Origin of the sequence: Photobacterium damselae subsp. damselae, assembly GCF_038086725.1 — a bacterium.
GTDB classification, from domain to species: domain Bacteria; phylum Pseudomonadota; class Gammaproteobacteria; order Enterobacterales; family Vibrionaceae; genus Photobacterium; species Photobacterium damselae.
Map to the genome: position 1 here is coordinate 635,842 of NZ_CP146971.1, position 24,393 is coordinate 660,234.

Genomic DNA, 24,393 nt, shown 5'->3' on the forward strand with positions numbered 1-24,393 from the left:
GCCATCGAGACTTACGATGACGTGGTCCCCCCTTGCACATCGCCACCTACCGTACCGATGATTGTCTGGCTATGCTCAGAGTCAGGGCCTGTCACATTGTCATCGGTCGCAATCGAGGTAATGGTGATAGATGCGGCAATGTCGGTATCGACTTTATAAGTATGCTCATCAGTAGCACTTGCACTGTGACCCGCTTCATCTGTAGTCGTCACGGTTGCTGTCACACTGTCAGCACTTGCATTTTTTAATACGCTGCCATCAACCTCGGCTGTCCACGTTAACTTACCGTCCTGTTCAACAACGTTGGCTTCTCCCACTTTGTGGCCATCCACCATAACGTTAACCACATCACCTGCTTTGACGTCACCGCCTACGGTACCGCTCACCGGCACTTTGCCTTTTGATTCGGTGTCATTGATGATGTTATCGCCACCAATGCTATCGATCGCGATATCGGCTTTAATGTCAACTTGATAGTTTTCATCACTGCTGGCGGTTGCATTATGTGAGCTGTATGAGGTCGTTACCGTCGCGCTCGCTTTATCGGCATGCAACACATCCTCGCCCGTCACATCGACAGACCACTTATTATCGGCACCAACGGTCGTCTTATATTGATGATTATGGATAGTAACAATGACGGTATCACCCGCTTGCACTTGACCGCCTACGCTGCCCGTGATGGTTAGACTCTGCTCATGCCCCTCTTTTTGAGTGATGATGTTATCGCCTGTGATCGGGTCAATATCAATGCTCGCAGATACATCGACAGTATAATCATGCGTCGCCGTTGCATGAGCCTGGTTACCCGCCGCATCGCGAATGTCGACCGTTGCAGTCACGCTATCGCGGCCTGCATCCAGCAAGACTTTACCATCAACGTTCAAACTCCAAGACTTATCGGCTTGGACTGTCGCGGTGCCCAATACCTTGCCATCGAGACTTACGATGACGTGGTCCCCCTCTTGCACATCGCCACCTACCGTACCGATGATTGTCTGGCTATGCTCAGAGTCAGGGCCTGTCACATTGTCATCGGTCGCAATCGAGGTAATGGTGATAGATGCGGCAATGTCGGTATCGACTTTATAAGTATGCTCATCAGTAGCACTTGCACTGTGACCCGCTTCATCTGTAGTCGTCACGGTTGCCGTCACACTGTCAGCACTTGCATTTTTTAATACGCTGCCATCAACCTCGGCTGTCCACGTTAACTTACCGTCCTGTTCAACAACGTTGGCTTCTCCCACTTTGTGGCCATCCACCATAACGTTAACCACATCACCTGCTTTGACGTCACCGCCTACGGTACCGCTCACCGGCACTTTGCCTTTTGATTCGGTGTCATTGATGATGTTATCGCCACCAATGCTATCGATCGCGATATCGGCTTTAATGTCAACTTGATAGTTTTCATCACTGCTGGCGGTTGCATTATGTGAGCTGTATGAGGTCGTTACCGTCGCGCTCGCTTTATCGGCATGCAGCACATCCTCGCCCGTCACATCGACAGACCACTTATTATCGGCACCAACGGTCGTCTTATATTGATGATTATGGATAGTAACAATGACGGTATCACCCGCTTGCACTTGACCGCCTACGCTGCCCGTGATGGTTAGACTCTGCTCATGCCCCTCTTTTTGAGTGATGATGTTATCGCCTGTGATCGGGTCAATATCAATGCTCGCAGATACATCGACAGTATAATCATGCGTCGCCGTTGCATGAGCCTGGTTACCCGCCGCATCGCGAATGTCGACCGTTGCAGTCACGCTATCGCGGCCTGCATCCAGCAAGACTTTACCATCAACGTTCAAACTCCAAGACTTATCGGCTTGGACTGTCGCGGTGCCCAATACCTTGCCATCGAGACTTACGATGACGTGGTCCCCCTCTTGCACATCGCCACCTACCGTACCGATGATTGTCTGGCTATGCTCAGAGTCAGGGCCTGTCACATTGTCATCGGTCGCAATCGAGGTAATGGTGATAGATGCGGCAATGTCGGTATCGACTTTATAAGTATGCTCATCAGTAGCACTTGCACTGTGACCCGCTTCATCTGTAGTCGTCACGGTTGCCGTCACACTGTCAGCACTTGCATTTTTTAATACGCTGCCATCAACCTCGGCTGTCCACGTTAACTTACCGTCCTGTTCAACAACGTTGGCTTCTCCCACTTTGTGGCCATCCACCATAACGTTAACCACATCACCTGCTTTGACGTCACCGCCTACGGTACCGCTCACCGGCACTTTGCCTTTTGATTCGGTGTCATTGATGATGTTATCGCCACCAATGCTATCGATCGCGATATCGGCTTTAATGTCAACTTGATAGTTTTCATCACTGCTGGCGGTTGCATTATGTGAGCTGTATGAGGTCGTTACCGTCGCGCTCGCTTTATCGGCATGCAGCACATCCTCGCCCGTCACATCGACAGACCACTTATTATCGGCACCAACGGTCGTCTTATATTGATGATTATGGATAGTAACAATGACGGTATCACCCGCTTGCACTTGACCGCCTACGCTGCCCGTGATGGTTAGACTCTGCTCATGCCCCTCTTTTTGAGTGATGATGTTATCGCCTGTGATCGGGTCAATATCAATGCTCGCAGATACATCGACAGTATAATCATGCGTCGCCGTTGCATGAGCCTGGTTACCCGCCGCATCGCGAATGTCGACCGTTGCAGTCACGCTATCGCGGCCTGCATCCAGCAAGACTTTACCATCAACGTTCAAACTCCAAGACTTATCGGCTTGGACTGTCGCGGTGCCCAATACCTTGCCATCGAGACTTACGATGACGTGGTCCCCCTCTTGCACATCGCCACCTACCGTACCGATGATTGTCTGGCTATGCTCAGAGTCAGGGCCTGTCACATTGTCATCGGTCGCAATCGAGGTAATGGTGATAGATGCGGCAATGTCGGTATCGACTTTATAAGTATGCTCATCAGTAGCACTTGCACTGTGACCCGCTTCATCTGTAGTCGTCACGGTTGCCGTCACACTGTCAGCACTTGCATTTTTTAATACGCTGCCATCAACCTCGGCTGTCCACGTTAACTTACCGTCCTGTTCAACAACGTTGGCTTCTCCCACTTTGTGGCCATCCACCATAACGTTAACCACATCACCTGCTTTGACGTCACCGCCTACGGTACCACTCACCGGCACTTTGCCTTTTGATTCGGTGTCATTGATGATGTTATCGCCACCAATGCTATCGATCGCGATATCGGCTTTAATGTCAACTTGATAGTTTTCATCACTGCTGGCGGTTGCATTATGTGAGCTGTATGAGGTCGTTACCGTCGCGCTCGCTTTATCGGCATGCAGCACATCCTCGCCCGTCACATCGACAGACCACTTATTATCGGCACCAACGGTCGTCTTATATTGATGATTATGGATAGTAACAATGACGGTATCACCCGCTTGCACTTGACCGCCTACGCTGCCCGTGATGGTTAGACTCTGCTCATGCCCCTCTTTTTGAGTGATGATGTTATCGCCTGTGATCGGGTCAATATCAATACTCGCAGAAACATCGACAGTATAATCATGCGTCGCCGTTGCATGAGCCTGGTTACCCGCCGCATCGCGAATGTCGACCGTTGCAGTCACGCTATCGCGGCCTGCATCCAACAAGACTTTACCATCAACGTTCAAACTCCAAGACTTATCGGCTTGGACTGTCGCGGTGCCCAATACCTTGCCATCGAGACTTACGATGACGTGGTCCCCCTCTTGCACATCGCCACCTACCGTACCGATGATTGTCTGGCTATGCTCAGAGTCAGGGCCTGTCACATTGTCATCAGTCGCAATCGAAGTAATCGTAATTTTCGCGGCAATGTCTGTATCAATGCTGTAAGTGTGATCGTCTGTTGCGCTTACTGTACGACCATGTGAATCATGCGTTGTTACTGTCGCTGTCACTAAATCGAGATTAGCATTAACTAAGGTTGAACCATCAACAGATGTCGTCCAAACCAGTTCCCCATTAACAAGAGTCACTGTCGCATGGCCAATAGGCTGCTTATCTAATGATAACTCGACAATATCGCCGACTTTGACATCTTGAGATACTGTACCTGTAATAGATACTTTTGAATGCGCTTCGGATTCGTTAATAACATTATCTTCAGCAATTGAAAGGATCTGTACGCCAGCATGCAGCGGTGGAAGAAAAAGAGACTCATCCCCTCCGATATAATCTTTTCTTTCTTGATTATCAGTTGGCTTATAAGCAGTATCATGCCCAGCCTCTGCCAACATTTGATCGTTGTCATAATCGATATATACAGAACCAGGAGCCGAACTGCTCAGCTCATTACCAGCAGCAGGCTTAGGTTGTGCTAACGTTGGATCCTGACCATCCTCAATCATTCTATGGATAGTATCTAAGGTTACGTTATTTGAAATTTGATGATCAACACTATGAGATTGCTTCACTAACAGAGAAGAAGCTAAATCATCATCTGGTTGAGATTGATTGATATAATTTTGATGTACTGTTGCAGCATACTGTTGATTGAGTAAATTTTTCAAATCCTCAACAGTCATGTTATCTGCACTATTATCAAATGTTACAGTTTGATTATGAACAAGAGCGTCAAAAGAAGCATCATTTTGTAAAATAACTTTATCGCCCTTATTAAGGTGACTACCTGCATATAATTGAACTAAGTTTCCTTTATTATCAATTGTATATACAGAACCTTGTACAGATTCGACTACTAAATCATCTCTTAAATCAATTATATTCATACAGACCCCTTTTATATGCATTGAGAATTTATCACACAATAAAATAGGGTCAATATATATCTAATAAGCATGTATGGATAATGTCATTTTTTTGACTTTATTGAAATTATCTCCTGATAGTAAACATTAATTCTCGAAATTACGTAAAATCAAACAGTATTTTATAAATTTAACTCAACATAAAACATACCATTAAGGCATTGAAAATTATTGTTTCTCAACATCTATCGCTAAGGACTGAGACTTCAACAATATAATTGCAGACAAGAAAGCCCCTAAAGCAAAAATCCCCATCACAACATAAGTCGCATTAAAACTTTGTGCGAGTAACTGAGGTTCAAGGCTTGCTAGTCCATCAGCTTTATTAATTACAATATCTTTTGGTAGCTGGAAATGAAATACAGCTGAACACACTGCAACACCGATAGCCCCACCTAACTCTCGACCAAAGTTAAACAGAGACATACCGATACCACGATCCTTTGGCGGCAAAACATTTTGTACAACTACGCTAAGAGCAGGCAGAGTAAATCCTAAGCCAAGACCTGCAAAAGCTAATGCAACACGAATCCATAAGCCAAAGTGTAATTGCCATAACGCTAGAGAAGCCATCAAGAAACCAAGTACGACAAAGATCTTATAATTTCCCCAGCGAGCAATCAGCTTACCGCCAATAAATGCACCTGTTGTGATACTGAACATAAAGACCATCATAAAGAGACCACTTTCCGATGCTGTCATCCCTTTTTGCCACTGCAATTGAAGAGGTAAATACACTAAGACAGCAAACATCAATAACTGAGAACATAAAATTAGACTGACGCTGACTAAATACCCTGGTAGACGAGCTAAACGAGAAGGAAGAATAGGATCGCTGGCACTACGTTCGACCCAATAAAGAACAACTAAAGACAGTAATAATGCAAAAGCGGCCCACCCAAGTGGTAAATTAGCTTCAGGAGATAATATCAATAGTGTCAATGTAGTTGAACACATCAAAAGCCCCGCGCCTTTCCAATCAAATGGAGATTTACGGCCTTTACTTAAATGTTTCAAATTACGATTGATCATCCAAATCGCCAGAATTCCAAGCGGTAAATTGATCCAAAATACCCATCGCCAATTTAAATGCTCAGCAAAGTAGCCCCCAAGCAAGGGACCAGCAATACTCGATACCGCATAAACAATGGAAATATAACCTTGATACTTGCCCACAACACGAGCGGGAATACTGTCGGCAATAACGGTAAATGCCAATGCAATCAGACCTCCGCCTCCCAGTCCTTGTAAAATACGTCCCAGAATTAACTGAGTTAAAGAATCGGATAAACCACAAGCAACAGATCCGAGCATAAAGAGAACAATGCTAACGTTTAACATTTTCACTCGCCCAAATATATCACTAAGTTTTCCATAAACAGGTAATACTGCCGTTGCTGCTAATAAATAGGCAGTTACAACCCAAGTTAGAGCTTGGCCAGCATTAAGATCTTGCCCTATCAATGGTAATGGTGTGGTAACAATACTTTTTTCAAGAGAACCCAATGCGATAACTAACGCAACACTCGCAAAGATAGTTTGGGGAGACATTAAGCAACCTACTGTTTAATAAATTAATAACTACTTATTATCGCTTGTTTTGAATAAAAGAAACATTAACAGGCCCTAACTAAACTTATCTTTTCATACCATTTATAACCTCTATCACGCTCAAACCAGATTGCTTTCTCTTGACCTGCTTATAAAATGACTGGTATGTTATTTCACAAAGAAAAATAACTTACAATAACGAGAGACCTGTATGTACGCGATTACTAATGTTAACGTTTTCGATGGTGTAGAAATTCATCACAATCAAATTATCATTATTGAAAATGACACAATCACAAAAGTTATTTCGAATAATGAAACAATGGACACACAACTGCCAGATGTCCAAATAGATGGTAAAGGCTATTTAGCAACAGCAGGATTTATCGACCTCCAGTTAAATGGCTGTGGTGGCGTGTTACTTAATACCGATCCTAGTCTAAAAACCTTAGATATCATGAATAAAACAAATTTGAAGACGGGAACAACTCAATTCTTACCCACCTTTATCACCAGCGATCAACAAGCAATGGAAAATATTGTCTCAATCGTCGGTGAATTAGATCAGCCAGAAACTCATGGTGTGCTCGGTCTCCATCTTGAAGGACCATTCATTAGTATTGAAAAGAAAGGCGCTCATCGCCAAGAATTTATTCGTGAATTGGATCTACCAACTGCTCGTTTCTTTGCTCAAAATGCAGATAAAATTCGAGTTCTAACCGTAGCTCCTGAAAATACAAGTCAAGAAGCTATTGATATTGTTAGAAATGCAGGAATTACTGTTTCTCTCGGCCACACCAATGCAACCTACGCTCAAGTATGCGAAAAAAATGGTCTAGAAATGGCTACTCATTTATATAATGCAATGACTCCCCTTGGATCTCGTGAACCGGGTGTTGTTGGTTATATTTTTGATAAAAAACCTCATACAGGGATCATTGTAGATGGCATCCATGCTGATTATCCTTCGGTTCGTATTGCTCACCAACTTATGGGTGAAAAATTATTTATGGTTACCGATGCTGTAACACCAGCTGGTACAGATATGACAGAATACGATATGGCAGGTGTAAAAGCGTATGTAACAAACGGTAAGTGCCATTATGAAGATGGAACTATTGCAGGTGCAGCAATTACGATGATTGAAGGCGTTCGGAATCTAATCCAGCACGTTGGTCTATCTCGAGAAGAAGCACTGAGAATGGCCTCTCTTTATCCGGCAAAAGCCATTAAAATCGATGATAGCTACGGTAAAATTGCTGAAGGTTATAAAGCGAATATTGTTCTATTAAATGACAACAATCAGGTTGAGCATATTTTCCAGATGGGTCGTCAAGAGTTTTAAGTCTTTATCTAAAAATGCTCTCATAAAAAGAGTTTAATAAAAAGCGAGCTAAATTAACCTGTTAGCTCGCTTTTTTACATTTATTTTAGAGCTGTTATTTATTTGGATGCTGATTTGGAACAATTAATCCAGGAGCAAGTTTTACAGGCCCCAACCCAATACGGCAACGGTTATAACCTCGGTGCCATGCTGATGTATACTCAGCAGCCGTACCTGAGAGTTTAGGCGCATTTGCAAAATCACCTTGAATTGAATAGGTACCTTGAAGCGCATTTTTGCACCCTTGATCGTAACCATATTCAGTCATTGACTCTGGCTTGATATGCTCTTTGGCAATAGGCATAGAACTATTAATTTTTACTGGTCCTATACCAATAACACAACGCTGAAATCCTGCTTTCCAGCCCTGTTGATAACTGAGCTTATCTTTTGCATTCATTGCATCTAAAGTTGTTTGAGCAGGCTGCCATTGATTTTGCAAGGCACCTTTACAACCATCATTGTACCCTTGCTGCTCCGCCGCTTGTTGAGACTCAATATTCTGAGAAGCGCTACTACAACCAGCAAGTGTCGCAATAAAACCTGCCACAATCAGTGCTCGACGCATAAAAACCTTCTTACTTATGTATAACTCAAGATACTTATGAGATTACATCATTTATTCCAAATAAGCATCAATCATTAAATTCCTTGCAATACGTGAGCTATTTAACGATTGTAAATCCATACTTAGCAAACACAGATTTAGCTTGCTGGCCTCGAAGATAATCATAAAAGCTAACAACATCTTTGTTATTTTCTTGGCCTTTCACAATGGCAATAGGATAAGTAATTGGTTTATGAGAATCAGCAGGGAAATCCGCAACAACTTTAACTTTATTGGTAATGTCAGCATCGGTCTTATAAACAATACCTAATTTAGCCTCACCTCTTTCTACTAAAGCTAAAGCACCACGCACATTATTTGCTCTTGCTAACAAAGGTTCCGCTTGTTTCCATAACCCTAAATTTTCTAAAGATTGCTTGGCATAACGACCCGCAGGAACATGAGCAGGATCGCCAACCGCTAAACGAGTACCATCAAGTGCTTTTGTTAAATCGAACGATGAAGTTATCGTGATCTTATTTTCGGGATAGTTACTTGGAGCCACCAGCACTAAGGCGTTTTTCAGTAAATCTATACGAGAATTTTTATCAATAGCACCTTGTTCTGCAACATAATCCATCCATTTTTCATTAGCAGAAAGATAAATATCAGCAGGCGCACCTTGTGCAATTTGACGTGCCAATGTAGAAGAAGAGGCATATGACATCACCGTATTCATTCCAGATTCTTTTTTATAATCAGTAGAAATCTCGTTTAGTGCATTGGTTAACGAAGCCGCAGCAAACACTGTGACATCTTTTGCCATAACACCTTGGCTAAAAAGTGCAAGTAACAAAGATGAATAAGCCCAGGTTTTTACAGACATAATAATACTCTCCATGAATTTTCGATATATACTATAGTACACATCGAAAATTACAAGAGAGCGAATAGAAAAGAATTTCAGCTTTTTTAGATTTTTCAAACCTTCATATGTTTTCTTACAGGTGCATTACTGCGTTTTTCATGCATATGGAAATACCACAACTTTCTATTTTTTGATGCTTTTTTCATGACTCCTCCTCCACTGTATAAACAAAAACTCAATTTTATTCCTCACAATGGTGTTTTCCAGCACTTAAGCCCTTCATTTTAGAAAACAATGTTTGCGTAAGCATATTTAACACCTTGTATTTCTCAATAATTAAGAAAATCGCTTAAAAATCCCTTGCTTTTTAATCAAACAAAAAAGAAACTACGCCGCCTTTTGAGCACTTATCGCTTCAAGAGCATTTTTCTTTGATTATTTACCTTTGCAGGTTCTCAATGTTTCACGATTCTTTTGAATTTATCACTGCTCCTAACGCTCAACTTGTTTCTGAAGCAGAGATTGTTTTTAATCGCCAAACAAAAAATTGGAAAAGTCTTACTGACTCATTTTTGAATGTCGTCGCCGTCAATACCAAACAAGAAGTTATTGGTATGGCCAGTATCAAGGGATCTGAAACGCTGTCTGACTATCTTGAATTAGGGTACTTATTTGTATCGTCAGACTATCGACGTATGGGTATTGCCGCTAAATTTACCCAAATTCGGATTGATTACGCTAGGGAGAACGGCGTAAAGGTACTGTACGCTATTGTAGAACCTGACAATCACGCATCTATAAATAACTTAGATAAGTTTGGTTTCAAATACTACGGTACTTACGGACATATAAAAGGACTGGATCTTAGCTACGATTGGTTCGCTTTAGTTCTAGATGAAACCATTAATCTCGATGCTATTATGACGCAGCTAGCGGGACCGAGAAAACGCATCCGTTAATGGTATTACAATACAATCATTCATTTTCTCGATAATAAAAAACCCGGAGTATCAATCCGGGTTTGTCACGAATAACTTACAGAAATGTAGAGCAAAGAGTAAGTTCAGCTATGTTGTAACAAGTTGATGTATTAACACTTAACATAGTGGCGGCCAAACCTCATTTAAGTGTAATACTGGGAGCGCTCTCTCAAAGAAAAAGCATATTGTTATTATTCTATACCTTATGCAAAGATTAGAAACACTTCACACTTTTAATCATCATACTAGCAGCCATTCTATTAAGAACGAACCCTAAATCTCAAAATACTACGATTAAAATGGCACTTTTTGATCAAACCTACGTTTTGTAGACTCTCACACTGTTGCCAAACATTTACTGACTCTTTACTCATCTATAATTCCTGCGCAAAGAAATATCATATAAGGTAAAAACAATCGTTTACCTAGGTAAAATAACGTACACAGTGCCGTTAAAAAGTACAAAATATGTCTATGAGTTCGTAAAAGAAAAGCGTAGACTTACGCCCGAAAAACGGCGAGACATTTTAATAATACGGAACACTATCCTGCTTTTACTCATAAAGCACCGAATCGCTACAATTCAGATAATCGACATCATTAATTCCTGAGATTCCTCTCAGACTGTTTAACATTTAATTTAGGGTACGCTATGGACACTCTTTCTGCTGCTGTTATGTTCTTTTTGATTATGGATCCTATGGGAAACCTCCCTATGTTTTCATCAATCATTAGGCATATAGATAAAAAGAGAAGACGCATCGTTTTAATTCGTGAGCTTTGCTTTGCGTTGTTAGTCATGTTTCTCTTTCTATTTGCGGGAGAAACCGTACTTAACTTCTTAAATCTTAAACAACAAGCTGTTTCTATTGCTGGTGCGATCATTCTATTTCTTATTGCAATTCGAATGATTTTTCCATCCAAAGAAGGTTCTAGTCATATGGCTGCAGGTGAAGAACCATTTCTGGTCCCACTTGCCATTCCTATGCTTGCTGGTCCTTCTATATTGGCAACTTTGATTTTAGTTGCGCACCAAGATCCAAATCGTATGTTTGACTGGAGTATTGCTTTAATTGGTGCGTGGGGAGCATCCGCTGCTATCTTAATGTTCTCTGAAGTATTTGAGCGCATTGTCGGTAAGAAAGGATTAACTGCAATTGAGCGCTTAATGGGTATGTTACTACTTATGCTTGCGGTACAGATGTTCTTAGATGGCGTATTTGGCTATTTTGAATATATTAAAACGCTTCATGGATAACCTCTAATTTTGATATACCTAGGTATTTTCATGGTACTTAGGTATATCCCCAAACACTATTCAAAAATATCGGGTGTTAACTCAACAGAGCGACAGAGTTCTGAAATATCCATAATCTTCAAACTGTTCCCACTTTCAACTATTTGCCCTTCATTTTTTAACCGCTTAATCGCTCGTGATAATGTCTCTGGGGTCATGCCTAACTGAGTAGCTAATAATTTTTTAGTGGTTAATAGGTTAATTTTGTCGGTTTTTAGCCCTTGTTTTTTATATATTTCAGCTAATTTCATAACAAAACGTTGATTAGCATTGACCTGAGTTAAGATATTAACATCATTAACTAAGCTATGAATTTTATTGGTCATATATTCCATTACGCGAACAGCAAGTTCAGGGGTCTCAGAAACCAATTGCTTCACATCATTATGTTGATAAGCCAATAAAACCGAATCTTGTTCTATTCGAGCCGTCATTGGATATTGACGAGGCGACATAAACAAAGCCATTTCAGCAATAACATCCCCCGCAAGAAAAACATTAAACACTTTCTCTTCGCCATTAGGCATCAAACGATAAAGGATAACTTTGCCCTTCTCTATGACATACATTCGATTCGCCTCATCACCTTGATGGAAAAGTATCGATCCAGTATGACAAATGAGTTTCTCTTGATGGGATGCCAGTTTCTCTAACTGCGTTTTATTCAGTAAAGAGATAATTGAAAAACTCATCATACCCTTCCTTACTTGATAATTATCAAGATATATTTCAAATACATCATTGTATGATAATGATTATCATTTGAGATGCAATCTTTATGAGGAACTTTTTATGGATGAGATTAGTGTAACTTTCCGCTGGGTAAGTTTTATATCCCTGCTATTACTGTTTGTTCCTATTATTTTTCACTAGATAGGAAAAACACGATGCCGAACAAACTTACAATGCCGGGCGAAAATCATCAAATAACAAAGAGGCCTGGTCATTGGGTACTTGCTCAAATTGGAAAAACAGTACTACGTCCAGGAGGGCTTGAACTAACCAATAAGATGTTAAATGAGCTCAATATTACGGCTATTGATGAGGTTATTGAATTTGCTCCAGGGGTTGGATTAACCGCTAAGATGACTTTAGCAAAACAGCCGAAAACGTATACGGCAGTAGAACAAAACGAACACGCAGCTGAGATTGTTCGTTCTTATCTTAACGGTAAAAACCAAACCTGCCATGTTAATAGTGCTCAAGATTCGACATTACATTCGGAGATAGCCACAGTCGTCTATTGTGAAGCCATGCTAACGATGCAAACGACGGCTCGAAAAAAACAAATAATGATCGAAGCGTGTCGTCTTCTTAAAACGCATGGACGATTTGGTATTCATGAAATGTGTATAACGCCTGATGATATTGCACCTCATCGACAACGAGATATTCAAAAATCATTGACCGAAGCCATTCAACACCCAGCGAAACCATTAACAGCTAGAGAGTGGCGTCAATTAATTCAAGAGTGCGGTTTTGATATTGAATATGAAGCCATGGCACCTATGCATCTGCTTGAGCCAACTCGAATGATACAAGATGAAGGCATTATAGGATGTGCAAAAATTTTAAAAAATTTAGCGTTAAAACCCGATGTCAGAAAACGGGTTTTATCCATGCGAAATATCTTCCGTGAACATGGCCGAAATATAGCCGCCATTACTTTTGTTGTTAAAAAGAAGGAACAACCTAATGTTTAACTACACCCTTTATGAAAATCTGCTTGAAGAAATCGAAATTCCTCGTGTTGGCATCACCTCACGCCCTCTATATCAAGGAGATAAAGTTCGAGCTGTTATCTTTGGTTTTGCTGAAAATGAAGAAATGACCGAGCATACAGCATCAAGCCCAGCAATTGTTCAAGTGCTAGAAGGGGAATGTATCTTCACTTTTGATCAAGAGCCTCGCACTATGACTCCCGGTTCATGGGCCATTATGGATGCTAAAATGCCACACAGTATTCAAGCGACAAAGCCCCTTAAATTTTTACTTCATCTATTAAAAGACAATCAATAAGTTACATTTCTTTTTAACTAAAAACGGGAATCTTGCCCGTTTTTAGTCTCATCACTTTTAGTCATTCCAAAACATAACCATAGGCTCTACATGCAGATATCTCAAAATCCCCTTACCTTCTGCCAGGATCATTACACGCTTTACGTAGATACCTCGTCTCCAGAAAAAACCATCTGCTTTACCTCTGCGATTAAACAACTACAACAAGCAGGATGGGAGCTCTCTTCTCAAGAGGATCTGTTCACAATCAATACAACACCATTAGGTTACCCCGTCACAATCCTTACTTGTTCAAGCTTAGAATTCGCCATCAATCATCACGGGATCACACCCGATCCTTTCGCCATTATTCAGGCTATTGGCGGCGGACAACTTGAACAAGCACTAGCAGCTAGTATTCCAAACTCCATCGTTGTAGATAGCGTTCTTTTTGGTTTTAATTGGGTCTTCGTGAAGGTAGGTAATTTATGCGGTATTGCTCGCAGTCCAGAACGAGGAACAGAAGGTGCCCGAACAATTCGCCCTAAAGAAGGCTTTGCTGGAAAAACACTGGCTCAACTAGCACAATACTTCTGTTCATTCGACCCTTTATGTCGAGCTCTTGGTCTGGCTGCCATCAACGCTTACTGGAATCGAATAGATAACCCGTATCATTTTAACCATACAGGCGGATTTTCTGCGATTACACCACCAGGGGATGGCTTAGTCATCATTGGCGGTTTTCGTTCTGTTCAGCAGCGATTGCCTAGCGCGAAAATTATTGAACGGGAACCCAGACCTGGAGATATTGCGGTTGAAGATGCACCAATGGCTTTTCAAAATGCACAACAATTAGCAATAACAGCTCAAACATTAATGAATGGTAGTTTAGAGCCTATTTTATGTAGCAGCCGTAATATCCAACATCATCTACTTGTTGGCCCTAGTGCGCCTTTATGTCCTATTCTTTTTGATTATGGCATTGATGAAATTAGTGGTTTAATTATGAAAAATCCAACCAAAGCCATGCAGTTTATTGCCGAATCAGGCGCAATGATCATGCTAGATGATTTAGTAGAAAGTCGTTATTTATGTGCAAAAACATACAACGAAAAACCAAATCCTCCTGTGAACTAAATAAAAAATAATATCTAAAAAGCCGATCTGATTTATCAATAACAAAAGTAACAGACCCAGCTAATAATAACTGAGCCTGTTACTTTTTTCTTTTTGATCGCTATATTCTTATTCATCCATTAACGATCAAACTGTAATCTCGCATCGTAACGATTTATATCTGTTTTTAAAATTGCCTTAATATCTTGTGGGGTTAATTCAATACCGTACCACTGCTTTATCATCTGTTTAAGATCAATCGTCGTTAGTTTAATTGGAGCCGATGGATGAAAAATAGCACTGAGCCAGAGCCAATATGCAGGGTTTTCATGGCTTGGAACATCCCAAATAAAGCCTGCTTGCGGTATTTTATATATCTGATGTTTTTTAGCCGCTGTGGTATAAGATAGCAGTGCATTTTTCTCAATATCTTGTGGCATAAAGTTTTTATCAAAGTTACCTAATAGAATAATATCTGGGTCCCATTCAATAATTTGTTCCATATTAATGCTGGTATTTTGTTGAGTATGAATATCTTGGGTTAAATTAATGCCACCAGCCAACTCAATATCAAATTGAACATTGGAGTTTCCACTCATGGAAAAACAGCGACTGTCCTTACAAGAAGACAAATAGAGTACTTTAGGTTTGGTTTGATATCTTTGCTGTTGTTGCTGAAGTTTCTCAATCCATGCCTTACGTTGAGCCAACAGGTGAGACGCTTTAACAGATTGTCCTGATATTTCTCCCATGATTTTAATCCACTGCTGACTATAATCTTCTGTGCCATATAGTAGCGTAATTGTTGGGATCTGAGCTGCCTGTAGCCGTTTATATAATTTAGGGTTAAGATGCCCCCACTGGACAACAAGATCCACATGCAAAGCCAAGAGAGCTTCAATATTAGGCGAAAAATTACGTGCGATAACGTCGGTTTCCAGCGTTTGTAATTGAGGATAATATTGCCCAAGAGTGCCATCAAGTAATGTCTCTTTAGCAAAAGGATGGACTCCAACTAAATGCTCAGGTTGACCCGTTAAACTAATAAGTAAAGAAGCTATGGGTACGGTTGCAATAGCGGCTCGTTTGGGCGGAGAATCAATAGAGACTTGGTTTTGCATCATATCAGTCACGGTAATTGCTAATGCATTGACAGGATTAAGCTCTAATATGAAAGCAAAACAAAAACCAATTATTTTTTTATTCATAACGTTTTAATTTGGAATCTATAGGCCACAGCCAAAGAGATAACTCTTCGGCCATGAATTCCTATTATTTTAAGACGGATCAATATTTATATTGAAAACCAATATTGACACTACGACCTAACCCAGGAAATTGCGTAGGCTGCTTACTAGAACCAACCTTGTCACGGGCTACCGACATCGCGGCATAATTCTCATCTAAAATATTGTCGACTTTAGCCCACACTGTCAGGTCAGTAATAGGTTGATAATCAACACCAACATTCACAATTAAATATGGATCAAGCTCTTGGCGTCCACTATTAACATAGTCAACAGGTGTCGAGGTTGGGACATAATTCATATCGGCTCCAGCACCAAATTTGCCATGTTTCGCTTTTATTTGCGCCGTAATAATATGGTCTGGAATTGTAGGTAAATGCTTACCCTGATATAACCCGCTTTGGAACGTGTAGCGGTTAAAAGTCCAGGTTAAGTTATAATCTAGCTCCGTACTACCAAGATACTGTGTTTTATTAAGAGCCAATTCAACACCTTGATGCCAAGAGGTTCCTTGGTAGTTGAAAGCCCCCATTTGAGTACCTGAATCATCGTACGTTAAGACAATTTCATTATCGACAATGGCATGATAAATGGCTAAATCATAATACCAACTATCCAACAGTGAACCACGAGCACCAATTTCATACGTGGTGGCTTTTTGCTGCTCTAAAGGCTTAAGTATTACGTTTTGACCTTTAGTATCTTGAATATCCCAAAATGTTGGCACCTCAGCACTATAACTGACATTAGCAAACAGCGTATTTGCTGCATTCCATTGATATAAAGCACCAATTTTAGGGGCAAAAGTTCGATAGCGTTGGTCCAGATTTTGATGTTTACTTTCGCCATTACGACGAGATAAAGCAAAATCGGTTCCCGCTATAACAGAAAAGTCCCGATCAATCTGATAATGATCTCGAACATTAAATCGTAGGTTATTAGCAGTAAGGTTATATACACCCATGGATGCGTTATTTTTAGCATAAAACGACCTATCAATATCACTTTGATCAAAAGAAAGATAAGAAGTTAAATGGTGTTGATCATTTAGCTTAATATCAGCAGATAGAGAAGAACCGTATGTATTAATATGACTGATATAACGGCTCATTGGCGTTTTGAAATCATCAAATGTATGGCTATACCACAATTGCAGATCGTAGCGTTGCTGACCTTGCGCAAAAGAGAATCGATCACCTATTCGAATATTTTCTAAATGACGAAACGGCTTTGCTTTCGCATACATAGGGTTCGCTTGTGTTGGGTCATCTTCTAGCTGATCTTTACTCAAAGGGCCGGGAATATTGAACCGTAACTTTGCTAAATCTACGTATAAGCTGTTTGATAAGCGGTCTGATAAAAAATACGTTGAGTTAAGCGATAAACCTTTTCGGTGTGAAGATGATTGAGTTCGATAGCCATTATAATCATCTAAATTAGCGCTCAGATTAATATCACCATCACTGTTTTCGGCCCCTACTGTCGCAAAAGTATTTTGGCGACCGAAACTACCTAATTGATAAGAAACCTGATTATTTTGACGACCTTGATTTGAAAAGAGCTCAATTTCACCGCCCAAGCTTGAGGTTGCCGAACGCAGAGCATTGGCACCACGTAGCACTGAAATAAACTGTGTGTTTGAAAAATTGACCAGGCCTAAATTAAACGAGCCATCCGCATCATTAATTGGGAAACCATTTTGGAAAATAGCTAACCCGCGAGTAGGTGGAAAACTTTGAATACCAGAACCACGTACACTTAAACGCGTTTGATCATTTCCACCAGAAAAACTTTGCACCACCACGCCAGCTTGCTGTGACAAAGCATCTTCAGGGCGAGCACTAATGATTGATTTATCTGTAATTAAACTTCCCCCTCCTGGTTGATTTCGAATAATTTTTTCTTGCGCCATTCGAGTTGGATATAACACCGCACTGTTGTGATCAACAACCAAAACTTCATCTAACGTTGTTACTTCGCCACCATAAGAGAGACAAGGCAGTAAAGTCAGCAATGTTATTGAGTATTTCATGAACCCACCTAATTGATAATCATTCTCAACAGAATAATAGAGGTAAATTCCTGCGGCTACTCTTGATAATTATCAATGGCATATATGAAATTAAGGTGATTAAATCTATTTATTAGAATTCAAAGAAGGAAATGAAGCTTTATCTATATTTCAACCAGTTAGCTTTATATTAAACGTTAAATTCCTCAATATATAACTTCAGATATATCATTTTTATTCCGTCACAAATAATGTAATCTTAATACACCTTTTATGCCTAAATCATTATTAAGGAGATCACATGTCAGATCTAACGATATATACATTAGGTTCACCCAATGGGATTAAAATTCCAGTTGCATTGGAAGAAATGGGCGTTATGTATGATTTACACACTATTGATATTACAAAAGGCGAGCAGTTTTCTGCAGCTTTTTCTAAAATTAATCCTCGCCATAAAATTCCGGTCTTAGCAGACAAATCGAAAGATAGTGAAGATCCCCAAATTATTGGTGAATCTTGCGCTATTTTGCTCTACTTAGCAGAGAAATTTAATAAACTTATCTCAAATGATCCTCTCCATCGCGCTCAAACCATTGAATGGCTATTTTACCAAGCAAGTACAGAGGGAACCGTATTTGGTGCTTACGGTCACTTTTCGACCTATGCAAAAGATAAAGTCAAAGATCCCTACCCTAAAGAGCGTTATCTAAATGAAAGTATCAAAGTATTAGATTATATTGAGTCGGAATTAACGGGTAAGCGCTACCTTGTCGCTGATGAGTATTCAATTGCAGATATCGCTATGTTCCCATGGATTATCTGGATTCGAAATTTTTATCATATTGATTCGGTTATCGATATGAGTAAATACCCCAACATTCTCAATTGGGTTGATCGCTGCTGTCAACGACCTAAAACAAAGATAGGTTTAGAGACATATAACTATTTGGATATTAAAAATAACTAGCCTATAAATCGGTCTTATACAGTAGCGAGTTTAATTAGATACCAGTTTCAAAATGTAGTTAGTTCAAATATACCCAAGTATCAAGTGCGTTTAAATGTGATCGCCTAGTACTTGGGTATAATAGCTGGATATCTGAACTTAAATCTCCTGCATTCCGCAGCTTTTTAAATACTCGAATGTATTCCTATCATCACATTTAACAACCAGTCCGCTTCGCCCTCGGCTTAACAGAACCCGATAGCTTCCCTCAGTATAATGTGCATACTGACGACGATATTTCTGATCTGTAGATATAGTAAGTTGGCCGTTTCTATAAACTAAGTCCACACCCCAATTAAACAAAGCAAGAGATAATTCTAATCCTTGGCAACTAAATTCAGTACATGCAGCATAAAAATTACAAGATGAGTTTTCTGAACTTGGTGGCTCTACGTACCAAGGCCCTATGTGTCTTCCCGGCTTAAATTTATCTTTCTGTACTTCTTCGATAAAGTGACCACCTTGACTCGACATCAACCAACCAGATCTAAAGGCATCTTGCAGTCTGTTTCCTTCATGCATAATGTACTGAAACGCCCGGGCATATTTTTCGGCAGCTTTTCTATCCTGGGTTATTCTTAGTGGATAAACAGGTTGAATACTCAGCGCTACTTCTTTAGCTGTTTTTGGATTGTTAGATAAGACCGCTTCAATCCATTTATCAAGGTGTTCAGTATAAGATTGTCGAATTGGTGTTTTAAGGTTATACACATCTTTTTTAATAGGCTGAATAAGCTTCATTTTATCAGCATGCAAAGACGGCATAATCGGAATAACATTACCATTTTGTGATCTCACTGCGCGATCTAAGTCCTCTAACATCTGATCCAGTTGCATCTCATTTCGATGGATAGCTTGCCCATCTCCAACAAGTAAAACGAGCACACCAAACGCTTGCTGAGATAACCAATTACAAAATAGCATCAATTCAGATAGCGATTGTGTATCTCTTGGACTGGCTTTATCCCAAGCTCACTGCGCTTCATCAAAAACAACAAACGTCTCTTGTCGTGAGGCCAAAGAATGCTTGATGTGCTTTTTGAATATGTGGAGATCTTGGATCATTACCTGACCATCAATGACTTTGTCTCCAATCCGACACCCGATCTGTTTTCCACTATAATCCAATGTATGCTGTAAGACCTGAACTAAAGGTCCATTGCCAGACAGAAAAATCGATTCACTCTGCTTTGCACTCTCTGTACGCGCAATTTCCGCCACAGTGCTAATACCCAATAATGTTTTTCCGGCACCAGGTCGCCCATGAACGACAACAACATACCTTTGTTTCTTATCTTTCGCATGCTGATAGAGTTTAAGAAGTGACGTTCGTGCTTCTTCAATATTTTCACTCGCTGATGTTTTAAGTGTCGGAATTTTTGCTTCGAAGAAAACTTGTGCCGTGCCATGCAAAATACTGGGCTGACGGTAAAATTCACCTTTCGCCCAGTTAAGTACATCATACTTAAAGGTTTTACATAATGAACCTATAAGCATTTCTGTTAATTTAGGTGCGAAGCTATGGTCTGTGATATCACAAATAACACTTGAGTGCTGAAACGCTTTTGCACCAGGCTTAGTCAACACAATAAAGCCGTACCCAGACAAATCAATAGACTCACTGTGGTAACGACTCATCGTTTGTAAATCAGAGTTAGCGCGTATAATTTCGTATTCTGAAGCTTCTTTCTTGTGCTTAAACTCGATAACAAACAAATCACCGGTTGGCGTTACTAAGTTAACATCAGCTGCTCGCTTTCCCCCTTCTCCAATTAACTCCTGCTCAAAAGCTATCCAGCATTTATTAGGGGTAACTCGAGATTCAGCAATAACATGACTGAGCGTAGCTTGCATTACATCGAATTCGATTTCCCAAGCATAGTATTGCGCAGGATCAAGATCTTGCGTCCAACTTAGGTGACCATAGAAAGCCACTAACGATTTGAGAAAGCTTGCTTTGTCCATTGAGAGAAATTCTTGCCAAGTTCCATTCCAACCAGCTTGTAAGTTCATTTGTAATAGTTACCTTTTAGCCTGCGCTTTAAAAAGTTTTTTGCAACATCTCTACCGCAGGTACATCGGCAGCGGCCCAATCAAGATCCCACAGTTGCTCTTTGTTCAACCAGCGAGAATCAAGGTGCTCAGTCAGCTCTAATTCACGAGTCGGAACATTAACAACGAAACAGTGCATTGTAATATCAAAGTCGGGATAACTATGCTCAACAGTTAGTAAAAACTGAGGCTCTGCAATGGTAATTCTTAACTCTTCTTCAAGCTCTCTCGTAATCGCAGCGACAAGTGTTTCACCAGCTTCAACCTTACCACCGGGAAACTCCCACTTTTTACTCACATAACTTAACTGCGACTCCCCCCTTTGAACAGCCAGAAACTGGCCACCATTCATCAACACAGCAGCAACGACTTCAATTTGTTTTTTATTCATTAAGTTAGATCTTCTAATGGTTTTGGGTTAGGCGTTTTTAAAAAAGCTCAATACTCTATAAATTACTTAATAGACACTCTATCACAAGCCTCTTTTAACCGCTGTTGATAAGCTGCAACAGTTATATTCTCTCGACACGAATCATCGGCTCCGCGCCTAAAACGGTTGCAGCCATAGAAAGTTTCTCGATTAGGATCATTTTCACATCGAGCGACCATGGTACCAATACCGCAACGTAAACAGCCAATTTCTATCTCGCCGCAGCCACGGCAACGCCTAAAACCTTGCGCATTGACTTCTAATGGTGAATTACAATGCTTACAGCTATTAACTAATGTGTCGCATGCTGGCGAAAAAGAACATTTATATAACGTTTTATTGTATTTTGTTGTAAACGGGCGAAGCATTCCTATCTTACATTGATTACAGTGCCACTTTGCTAATTGAGGGGCCAACTTGTTATCAACGTACTGCAAACCAAACTTGGTTAATTCAGATAAAAATGGGCTACTGTTATCATTATCAAATATTACGTAAACAAAGTGTTTTGCCCGGGTTAAGGCAACATAAAATAAGCGGCGCTCTTCACCATGGATAAAATGTTCTTTATTTGGTAAGACCAGGTCTATTAATTCATCATTTTCTCTAGTAGAAGGAAATATGCCAGTATCAACGCCAAATAAAATCACATAATCAGCTTCTAAACCTTTACTAGCATGAGCGGTAACATAACGAATATTTAAATGTGTATAAGTGAGTTTGGATATATCAAAATCTTGCAACTGCGCGGTATTTTCCTGACGATAGCGCCCAATAATTAACACAGATGCTACTTTACCTTTCTGACTGGCAGAGCGATTTAGAGTTGCTAAAGCACGTTGCAAAACGTTTACATAAGCGCGATTTTTCCGATCCTTCATACTGGCAGTTGAAGATAAAGCTTCCATCTCTTTCTTAATATCAACAAGCCTAATCGCTGGTGCATTTAATTGCTCATGAGTCGTAATCTCTTTTTTGATTTGGGCCGGATTACCCATAACAAATCGACTACTCACTTCATGTATCTTGTCATTAAAACGAAATGTTTTATCTAACGGGACAGTTGTTGCTGGTGTAAAAGCCACTGAGAATTCAGTAAATAATGTTAAATCAGCACCATTAAAACGATAAATAGACTGCCAATCATCGCCAACAGCGAATAAGCGCATATTAGGTCTTGATGCCAATAACGCCTTAAGTAGTTTGGCGCGTCCTTCAGATATATCTTGAAATTCATCGACTAAAATATGTGTATAGGAGTGATTAAACCCCCCTTGTTCAATAATTGATGTCGCTTCAGCAATCATATCGCTAAAATCGATGCTTTCAGTGTTAACTAGATGCTCTTGATACGCAGTTAAAATAGGGGTAAAGATCTCTAAAAACGCCTCCGTTCTTTCAATATCATACCCTCCTTTTATTAGCTTACTTTTAACTAAATCGATATCAAACTGCCCTTCCTTATATAGACCAAGAAAGCGCTGTAACAAATCAACAAAACCTTGCCATTGGCTATTATTTGCTTCTTTTAACTGCTGAAATAATGTATCAATTTCTACCGGGTTCCTCACTACATCATGATCATCTAATGCTGAACTTAATAGCTCCTGTAACTGGCCCCTTTTTGACTGATAACTGTATAGCTCTAACATGGTTGTCTTATTAGCTGCATGTAGTTGACGTTTCCATTCAAGACTCGCTAGATACTCATTTTTATCAATATAAGGGGCTGTATTGTTATGTTCATCTAATCCAAGATACTCAATATAGATATCGGCATCAGGTAAGTAAAAATCAGGTTGGTACTGCCTACGTTCAACGCTTCTCGTATCAAATTTATACGGAGCTTCATATTCGTATTTAATACCATTTAGAGCTAAATAGTTAGCAATTCGAAGTTCACCAACGCTTTTTACCCACTCATTGTTTAAAGTAACTAAGCGGCATCCTGAGAGAAACTCGTTGTATTCTTCGATTGATTTAAAATCGAGAGCTGATTTGTCTGGTGCACTTAAACTAGAAAAATAATGAACAAGAGTCGATTTAAATTGAAAACTTTGTTCAGCTAAAGAGCTTAGCGTTGAATCAATAAATCTTGTGAATTGAGCAGGCTGCTCCGTAAAAGATGTTATTGAACGTTTAACACCATAGTGGTTGGCAAGAATTTGATTGCCTAGTGCATGGAACGTACTCGCTTTTAATGCACTCACAGATAGACGATCTGCGATACGTTCATTCATCTCCAATGCCGCTTTGTTGCCAAAAGCAAGCATAAGGATATTCTCAGCCTTAGCGATATTAGCCGTTATAAGGTAACCCGCTTTACCCACTAAGGTTGCTGTTTTTCCGGTTCCTGCACCAGCAATCACGAGAGTATGATCATCATTAACAACACAAGCCACTCGCTGCTTATCCGTTAGTGGATTTTTCTCGACCTCATCAAAGAATTTTTTATACTTATTGACTAATAAAGGTATTACTTGCTTATTATGAAGGCTGCGCCCTAATTCACTAATGGTTTCTGCAGGTAGTAATTTAGCTTCTTCAAACACCTGTTTTTGCAGCGGGCTGACCAATTGTTCTGATGAGATACCTAAGTTCTGTAACTTACATACCAAGCTATAAATTGCAGCAATAGGCTCCCATTCATAAGAAGATAGATAAACATTTTTAGCGTCCAATTTATCTAATGACTGTTGGTAAGCTTGCCATTTATCACTATTTGAGATCAGTTCTAAAAGAGTCGCCACAACACCATGAGTAAAGCTTAATAAATCAGAATGGCGATAACCCTTTAAGATAAAGTACTGCTCATCAGCCTCTATCACAAGTGAATGGAATAACCACCCTTTTTGAATAGATAAATTAACTAGCGAATCGAGCGAAATTTCAATGATATCTTTTGATTGCTGAATATTTAAACTAGAGGATGATAAGAATACGATCTGCTTACGATGCCAGATCTGATTCCAAAGCTTCTTTATTGGATGTAGATTTAATTGCATGGGACTACTTTGTTACAAAGTGAATGCTTACGCATTCACTTATTATTTACTTAATATAAAATTTGGTCATAG

Annotated in this window: 16 protein-coding genes and 1 pseudogene; 7 read left to right on the top strand and 10 right to left on the bottom strand. The window is 40.1% G+C overall.

Annotated elements, in window-relative coordinates; genetic code table 11:
* Positions 1-11: 11 nt before the first annotated feature.
* Positions 12-4,787, bottom strand: coding sequence for a retention module-containing protein (locus WAX86_RS17650; protein WP_341489397.1), 4,776 nt, complete (start codon positions 4,785-4,787; stop codon positions 12-14).
* A gap of 207 nt (positions 4,788-4,994) precedes the next feature.
* A complete protein-coding gene (locus WAX86_RS17655; RefSeq protein ID WP_341489398.1) occupies positions 4,995-6,377 on the bottom strand; it encodes an MDR family MFS transporter in 1,383 nt (460 codons plus the stop codon).
* Positions 6,378-6,588: 211 nt separating this feature from the next.
* Here WAX86_RS17655 and nagA point away from each other — a divergent pair, with 211 nt between their 5' ends.
* On the top strand, positions 6,589-7,722 hold the full coding sequence (gene nagA / locus WAX86_RS17660; protein ID WP_341489399.1) for an N-acetylglucosamine-6-phosphate deacetylase: 1,134 nt from the start codon (positions 6,589-6,591) through the stop codon (positions 7,720-7,722).
* A 94-nt stretch (positions 7,723-7,816) separates the two neighbouring features.
* On the opposite strand, the gene WAX86_RS17665 is transcribed toward nagA, so the two are convergent.
* Together WAX86_RS17665 and modA are read right to left on the bottom strand one after the other, a co-directional pair.
* Positions 7,817-8,329 carry a lipoprotein gene (locus WAX86_RS17665; protein WP_188013057.1) on the bottom strand — a complete coding sequence of 171 codons (513 nt, stop codon included), beginning with the start codon at positions 8,327-8,329 and terminating at the stop codon, positions 7,817-7,819.
* 97 nt (positions 8,330-8,426) lie between these two features.
* Positions 8,427-9,194 carry a molybdate ABC transporter substrate-binding protein gene (gene modA / locus WAX86_RS17670; RefSeq protein ID WP_237035978.1) on the bottom strand — a complete coding sequence of 256 codons (768 nt, stop codon included), beginning with the start codon at positions 9,192-9,194 and terminating at the stop codon, positions 8,427-8,429.
* A gap of 440 nt (positions 9,195-9,634) precedes the next feature.
* Between modA and WAX86_RS17675 the strand changes: the two genes are divergently transcribed.
* Complete coding sequence (locus WAX86_RS17675) at positions 9,635-10,135, top strand: GNAT family N-acetyltransferase (RefSeq protein WP_341489400.1); 501 nt, start codon at positions 9,635-9,637, stop codon at positions 10,133-10,135.
* A 673-nt stretch (positions 10,136-10,808) separates the two neighbouring features.
* Complete coding sequence (locus WAX86_RS17680) at positions 10,809-11,414, top strand: YhgN family NAAT transporter (RefSeq protein ID WP_044179690.1); 606 nt, start codon at positions 10,809-10,811, stop codon at positions 11,412-11,414.
* Positions 11,415-11,470: 56 nt separating this feature from the next.
* Here WAX86_RS17680 and WAX86_RS17685 read toward each other — a convergent pair whose 3' ends face one another.
* Positions 11,471-12,145 carry a Crp/Fnr family transcriptional regulator gene (locus tag WAX86_RS17685; protein ID WP_238070726.1) on the bottom strand — a complete coding sequence of 225 codons (675 nt, stop codon included), beginning with the start codon at positions 12,143-12,145 and terminating at the stop codon, positions 11,471-11,473.
* A 195-nt stretch (positions 12,146-12,340) separates the two neighbouring features.
* Here WAX86_RS17685 and WAX86_RS17690 point away from each other — a divergent pair, with 195 nt between their 5' ends.
* The 3 genes from WAX86_RS17690 (at position 12,341) to WAX86_RS17700 (ending at position 14,588) form a co-directional block, all read left to right on the top strand.
* A complete protein-coding gene (locus WAX86_RS17690) occupies positions 12,341-13,156 on the top strand; it encodes a methyltransferase domain-containing protein (protein WP_237030096.1) in 816 nt (271 codons plus the stop codon).
* Positions 13,149-13,472 (top strand): cupin domain-containing protein, encoded by a 324-nt coding sequence (locus WAX86_RS17695; RefSeq protein ID WP_005305485.1) that lies wholly within the window; start codon positions 13,149-13,151, stop codon positions 13,470-13,472. Before WAX86_RS17690 ends, WAX86_RS17695 begins: the two co-directional genes overlap by 8 nt.
* A gap of 90 nt (positions 13,473-13,562) precedes the next feature.
* Positions 13,563-14,588, top strand: coding sequence for a Rossmann-like domain-containing protein (locus tag WAX86_RS17700; protein WP_341489401.1), 1,026 nt, complete (start codon positions 13,563-13,565; stop codon positions 14,586-14,588).
* Positions 14,589-14,707: 119 nt separating this feature from the next.
* Here the strand turns inward: WAX86_RS17700 and WAX86_RS17705 are convergent, their stop codons facing one another.
* A complete protein-coding gene (locus tag WAX86_RS17705; RefSeq protein ID WP_341489402.1) occupies positions 14,708-15,775 on the bottom strand; it encodes an ABC transporter substrate-binding protein in 1,068 nt (355 codons plus the stop codon).
* 79 nt (positions 15,776-15,854) lie between these two features.
* Positions 15,855-17,846 (bottom strand): TonB-dependent receptor domain-containing protein, encoded by a 1,992-nt coding sequence (locus WAX86_RS17710; RefSeq protein WP_341489403.1) that lies wholly within the window; start codon positions 17,844-17,846, stop codon positions 15,855-15,857.
* A gap of 280 nt (positions 17,847-18,126) precedes the next feature.
* Between WAX86_RS17710 and WAX86_RS17715 the strand changes: the two genes are divergently transcribed.
* Positions 18,127-18,795: a glutathione binding-like protein gene (locus WAX86_RS17715; RefSeq protein ID WP_341489404.1), complete on the top strand. Its 669-nt coding sequence runs from the start codon at positions 18,127-18,129 to the stop codon at positions 18,793-18,795.
* Positions 18,796-18,933: 138 nt separating this feature from the next.
* Here WAX86_RS17715 and WAX86_RS17720 read toward each other — a convergent pair.
* From WAX86_RS17720 to WAX86_RS17730, 3 genes and pseudogenes are all read right to left on the bottom strand, one after another.
* A pseudogene (locus WAX86_RS17720) lies at positions 18,934-20,847 on the bottom strand (DNA/RNA helicase domain-containing protein).
* Between the two features lie 28 nt (positions 20,848-20,875).
* Positions 20,876-21,277 (bottom strand): (deoxy)nucleoside triphosphate pyrophosphohydrolase, encoded by a 402-nt coding sequence (locus tag WAX86_RS17725; protein ID WP_341489405.1) that lies wholly within the window; start codon positions 21,275-21,277, stop codon positions 20,876-20,878.
* Between the two features lie 62 nt (positions 21,278-21,339).
* On the bottom strand, positions 21,340-24,321 hold the full coding sequence (locus WAX86_RS17730) for a UvrD-helicase domain-containing protein (RefSeq protein WP_341489406.1): 2,982 nt from the start codon (positions 24,319-24,321) through the stop codon (positions 21,340-21,342).
* Positions 24,322-24,393 lie beyond the last annotated feature (72 nt).

What these genes read in the sequence shown, in the direction of transcription:
- WAX86_RS17650 (WP_341489397.1), bottom strand. Translation starts at nt 4,787, where the DNA reads ATGAATATAATTGATTTAAGAGATGATTTAGTAGTCGAATCTGTACAA.
- WAX86_RS17655 (WP_341489398.1), bottom strand. Translation starts at nt 6,377, where the DNA reads ATGTCTCCCCAAACTATCTTTGCGAGTGTTGCGTTAGTTATCGCATTG.
- nagA (WP_341489399.1), top strand. Translation starts at nt 6,589, where the DNA reads ATGTACGCGATTACTAATGTTAACGTTTTCGATGGTGTAGAAATTCAT.
- WAX86_RS17665 (WP_188013057.1), bottom strand. Translation starts at nt 8,329, where the DNA reads ATGCGTCGAGCACTGATTGTGGCAGGTTTTATTGCGACACTTGCTGGT.
- modA (WP_237035978.1), bottom strand. Translation starts at nt 9,194, where the DNA reads ATGTCTGTAAAAACCTGGGCTTATTCATCTTTGTTACTTGCACTTTTT.
- WAX86_RS17675 (WP_341489400.1), top strand. Translation starts at nt 9,635, where the DNA reads ATGTTTCACGATTCTTTTGAATTTATCACTGCTCCTAACGCTCAACTT.
- WAX86_RS17680 (WP_044179690.1), top strand. Translation starts at nt 10,809, where the DNA reads ATGGACACTCTTTCTGCTGCTGTTATGTTCTTTTTGATTATGGATCCT.
- WAX86_RS17685 (WP_238070726.1), bottom strand. Translation starts at nt 12,145, where the DNA reads ATGAGTTTTTCAATTATCTCTTTACTGAATAAAACGCAGTTAGAGAAA.
- WAX86_RS17690 (WP_237030096.1), top strand. Translation starts at nt 12,341, where the DNA reads ATGCCGAACAAACTTACAATGCCGGGCGAAAATCATCAAATAACAAAG.
- WAX86_RS17695 (WP_005305485.1), top strand. Translation starts at nt 13,149, where the DNA reads ATGTTTAACTACACCCTTTATGAAAATCTGCTTGAAGAAATCGAAATT.
- WAX86_RS17700 (WP_341489401.1), top strand. Translation starts at nt 13,563, where the DNA reads ATGCAGATATCTCAAAATCCCCTTACCTTCTGCCAGGATCATTACACG.
- WAX86_RS17705 (WP_341489402.1), bottom strand. Translation starts at nt 15,775, where the DNA reads ATGAATAAAAAAATAATTGGTTTTTGTTTTGCTTTCATATTAGAGCTT.
- WAX86_RS17710 (WP_341489403.1), bottom strand. Translation starts at nt 17,846, where the DNA reads ATGAAATACTCAATAACATTGCTGACTTTACTGCCTTGTCTCTCTTAT.
- WAX86_RS17715 (WP_341489404.1), top strand. Translation starts at nt 18,127, where the DNA reads ATGTCAGATCTAACGATATATACATTAGGTTCACCCAATGGGATTAAA.
- WAX86_RS17725 (WP_341489405.1), bottom strand. Translation starts at nt 21,277, where the DNA reads ATGAATAAAAAACAAATTGAAGTCGTTGCTGCTGTGTTGATGAATGGT.
- WAX86_RS17730 (WP_341489406.1), bottom strand. Translation starts at nt 24,321, where the DNA reads ATGCAATTAAATCTACATCCAATAAAGAAGCTTTGGAATCAGATCTGG.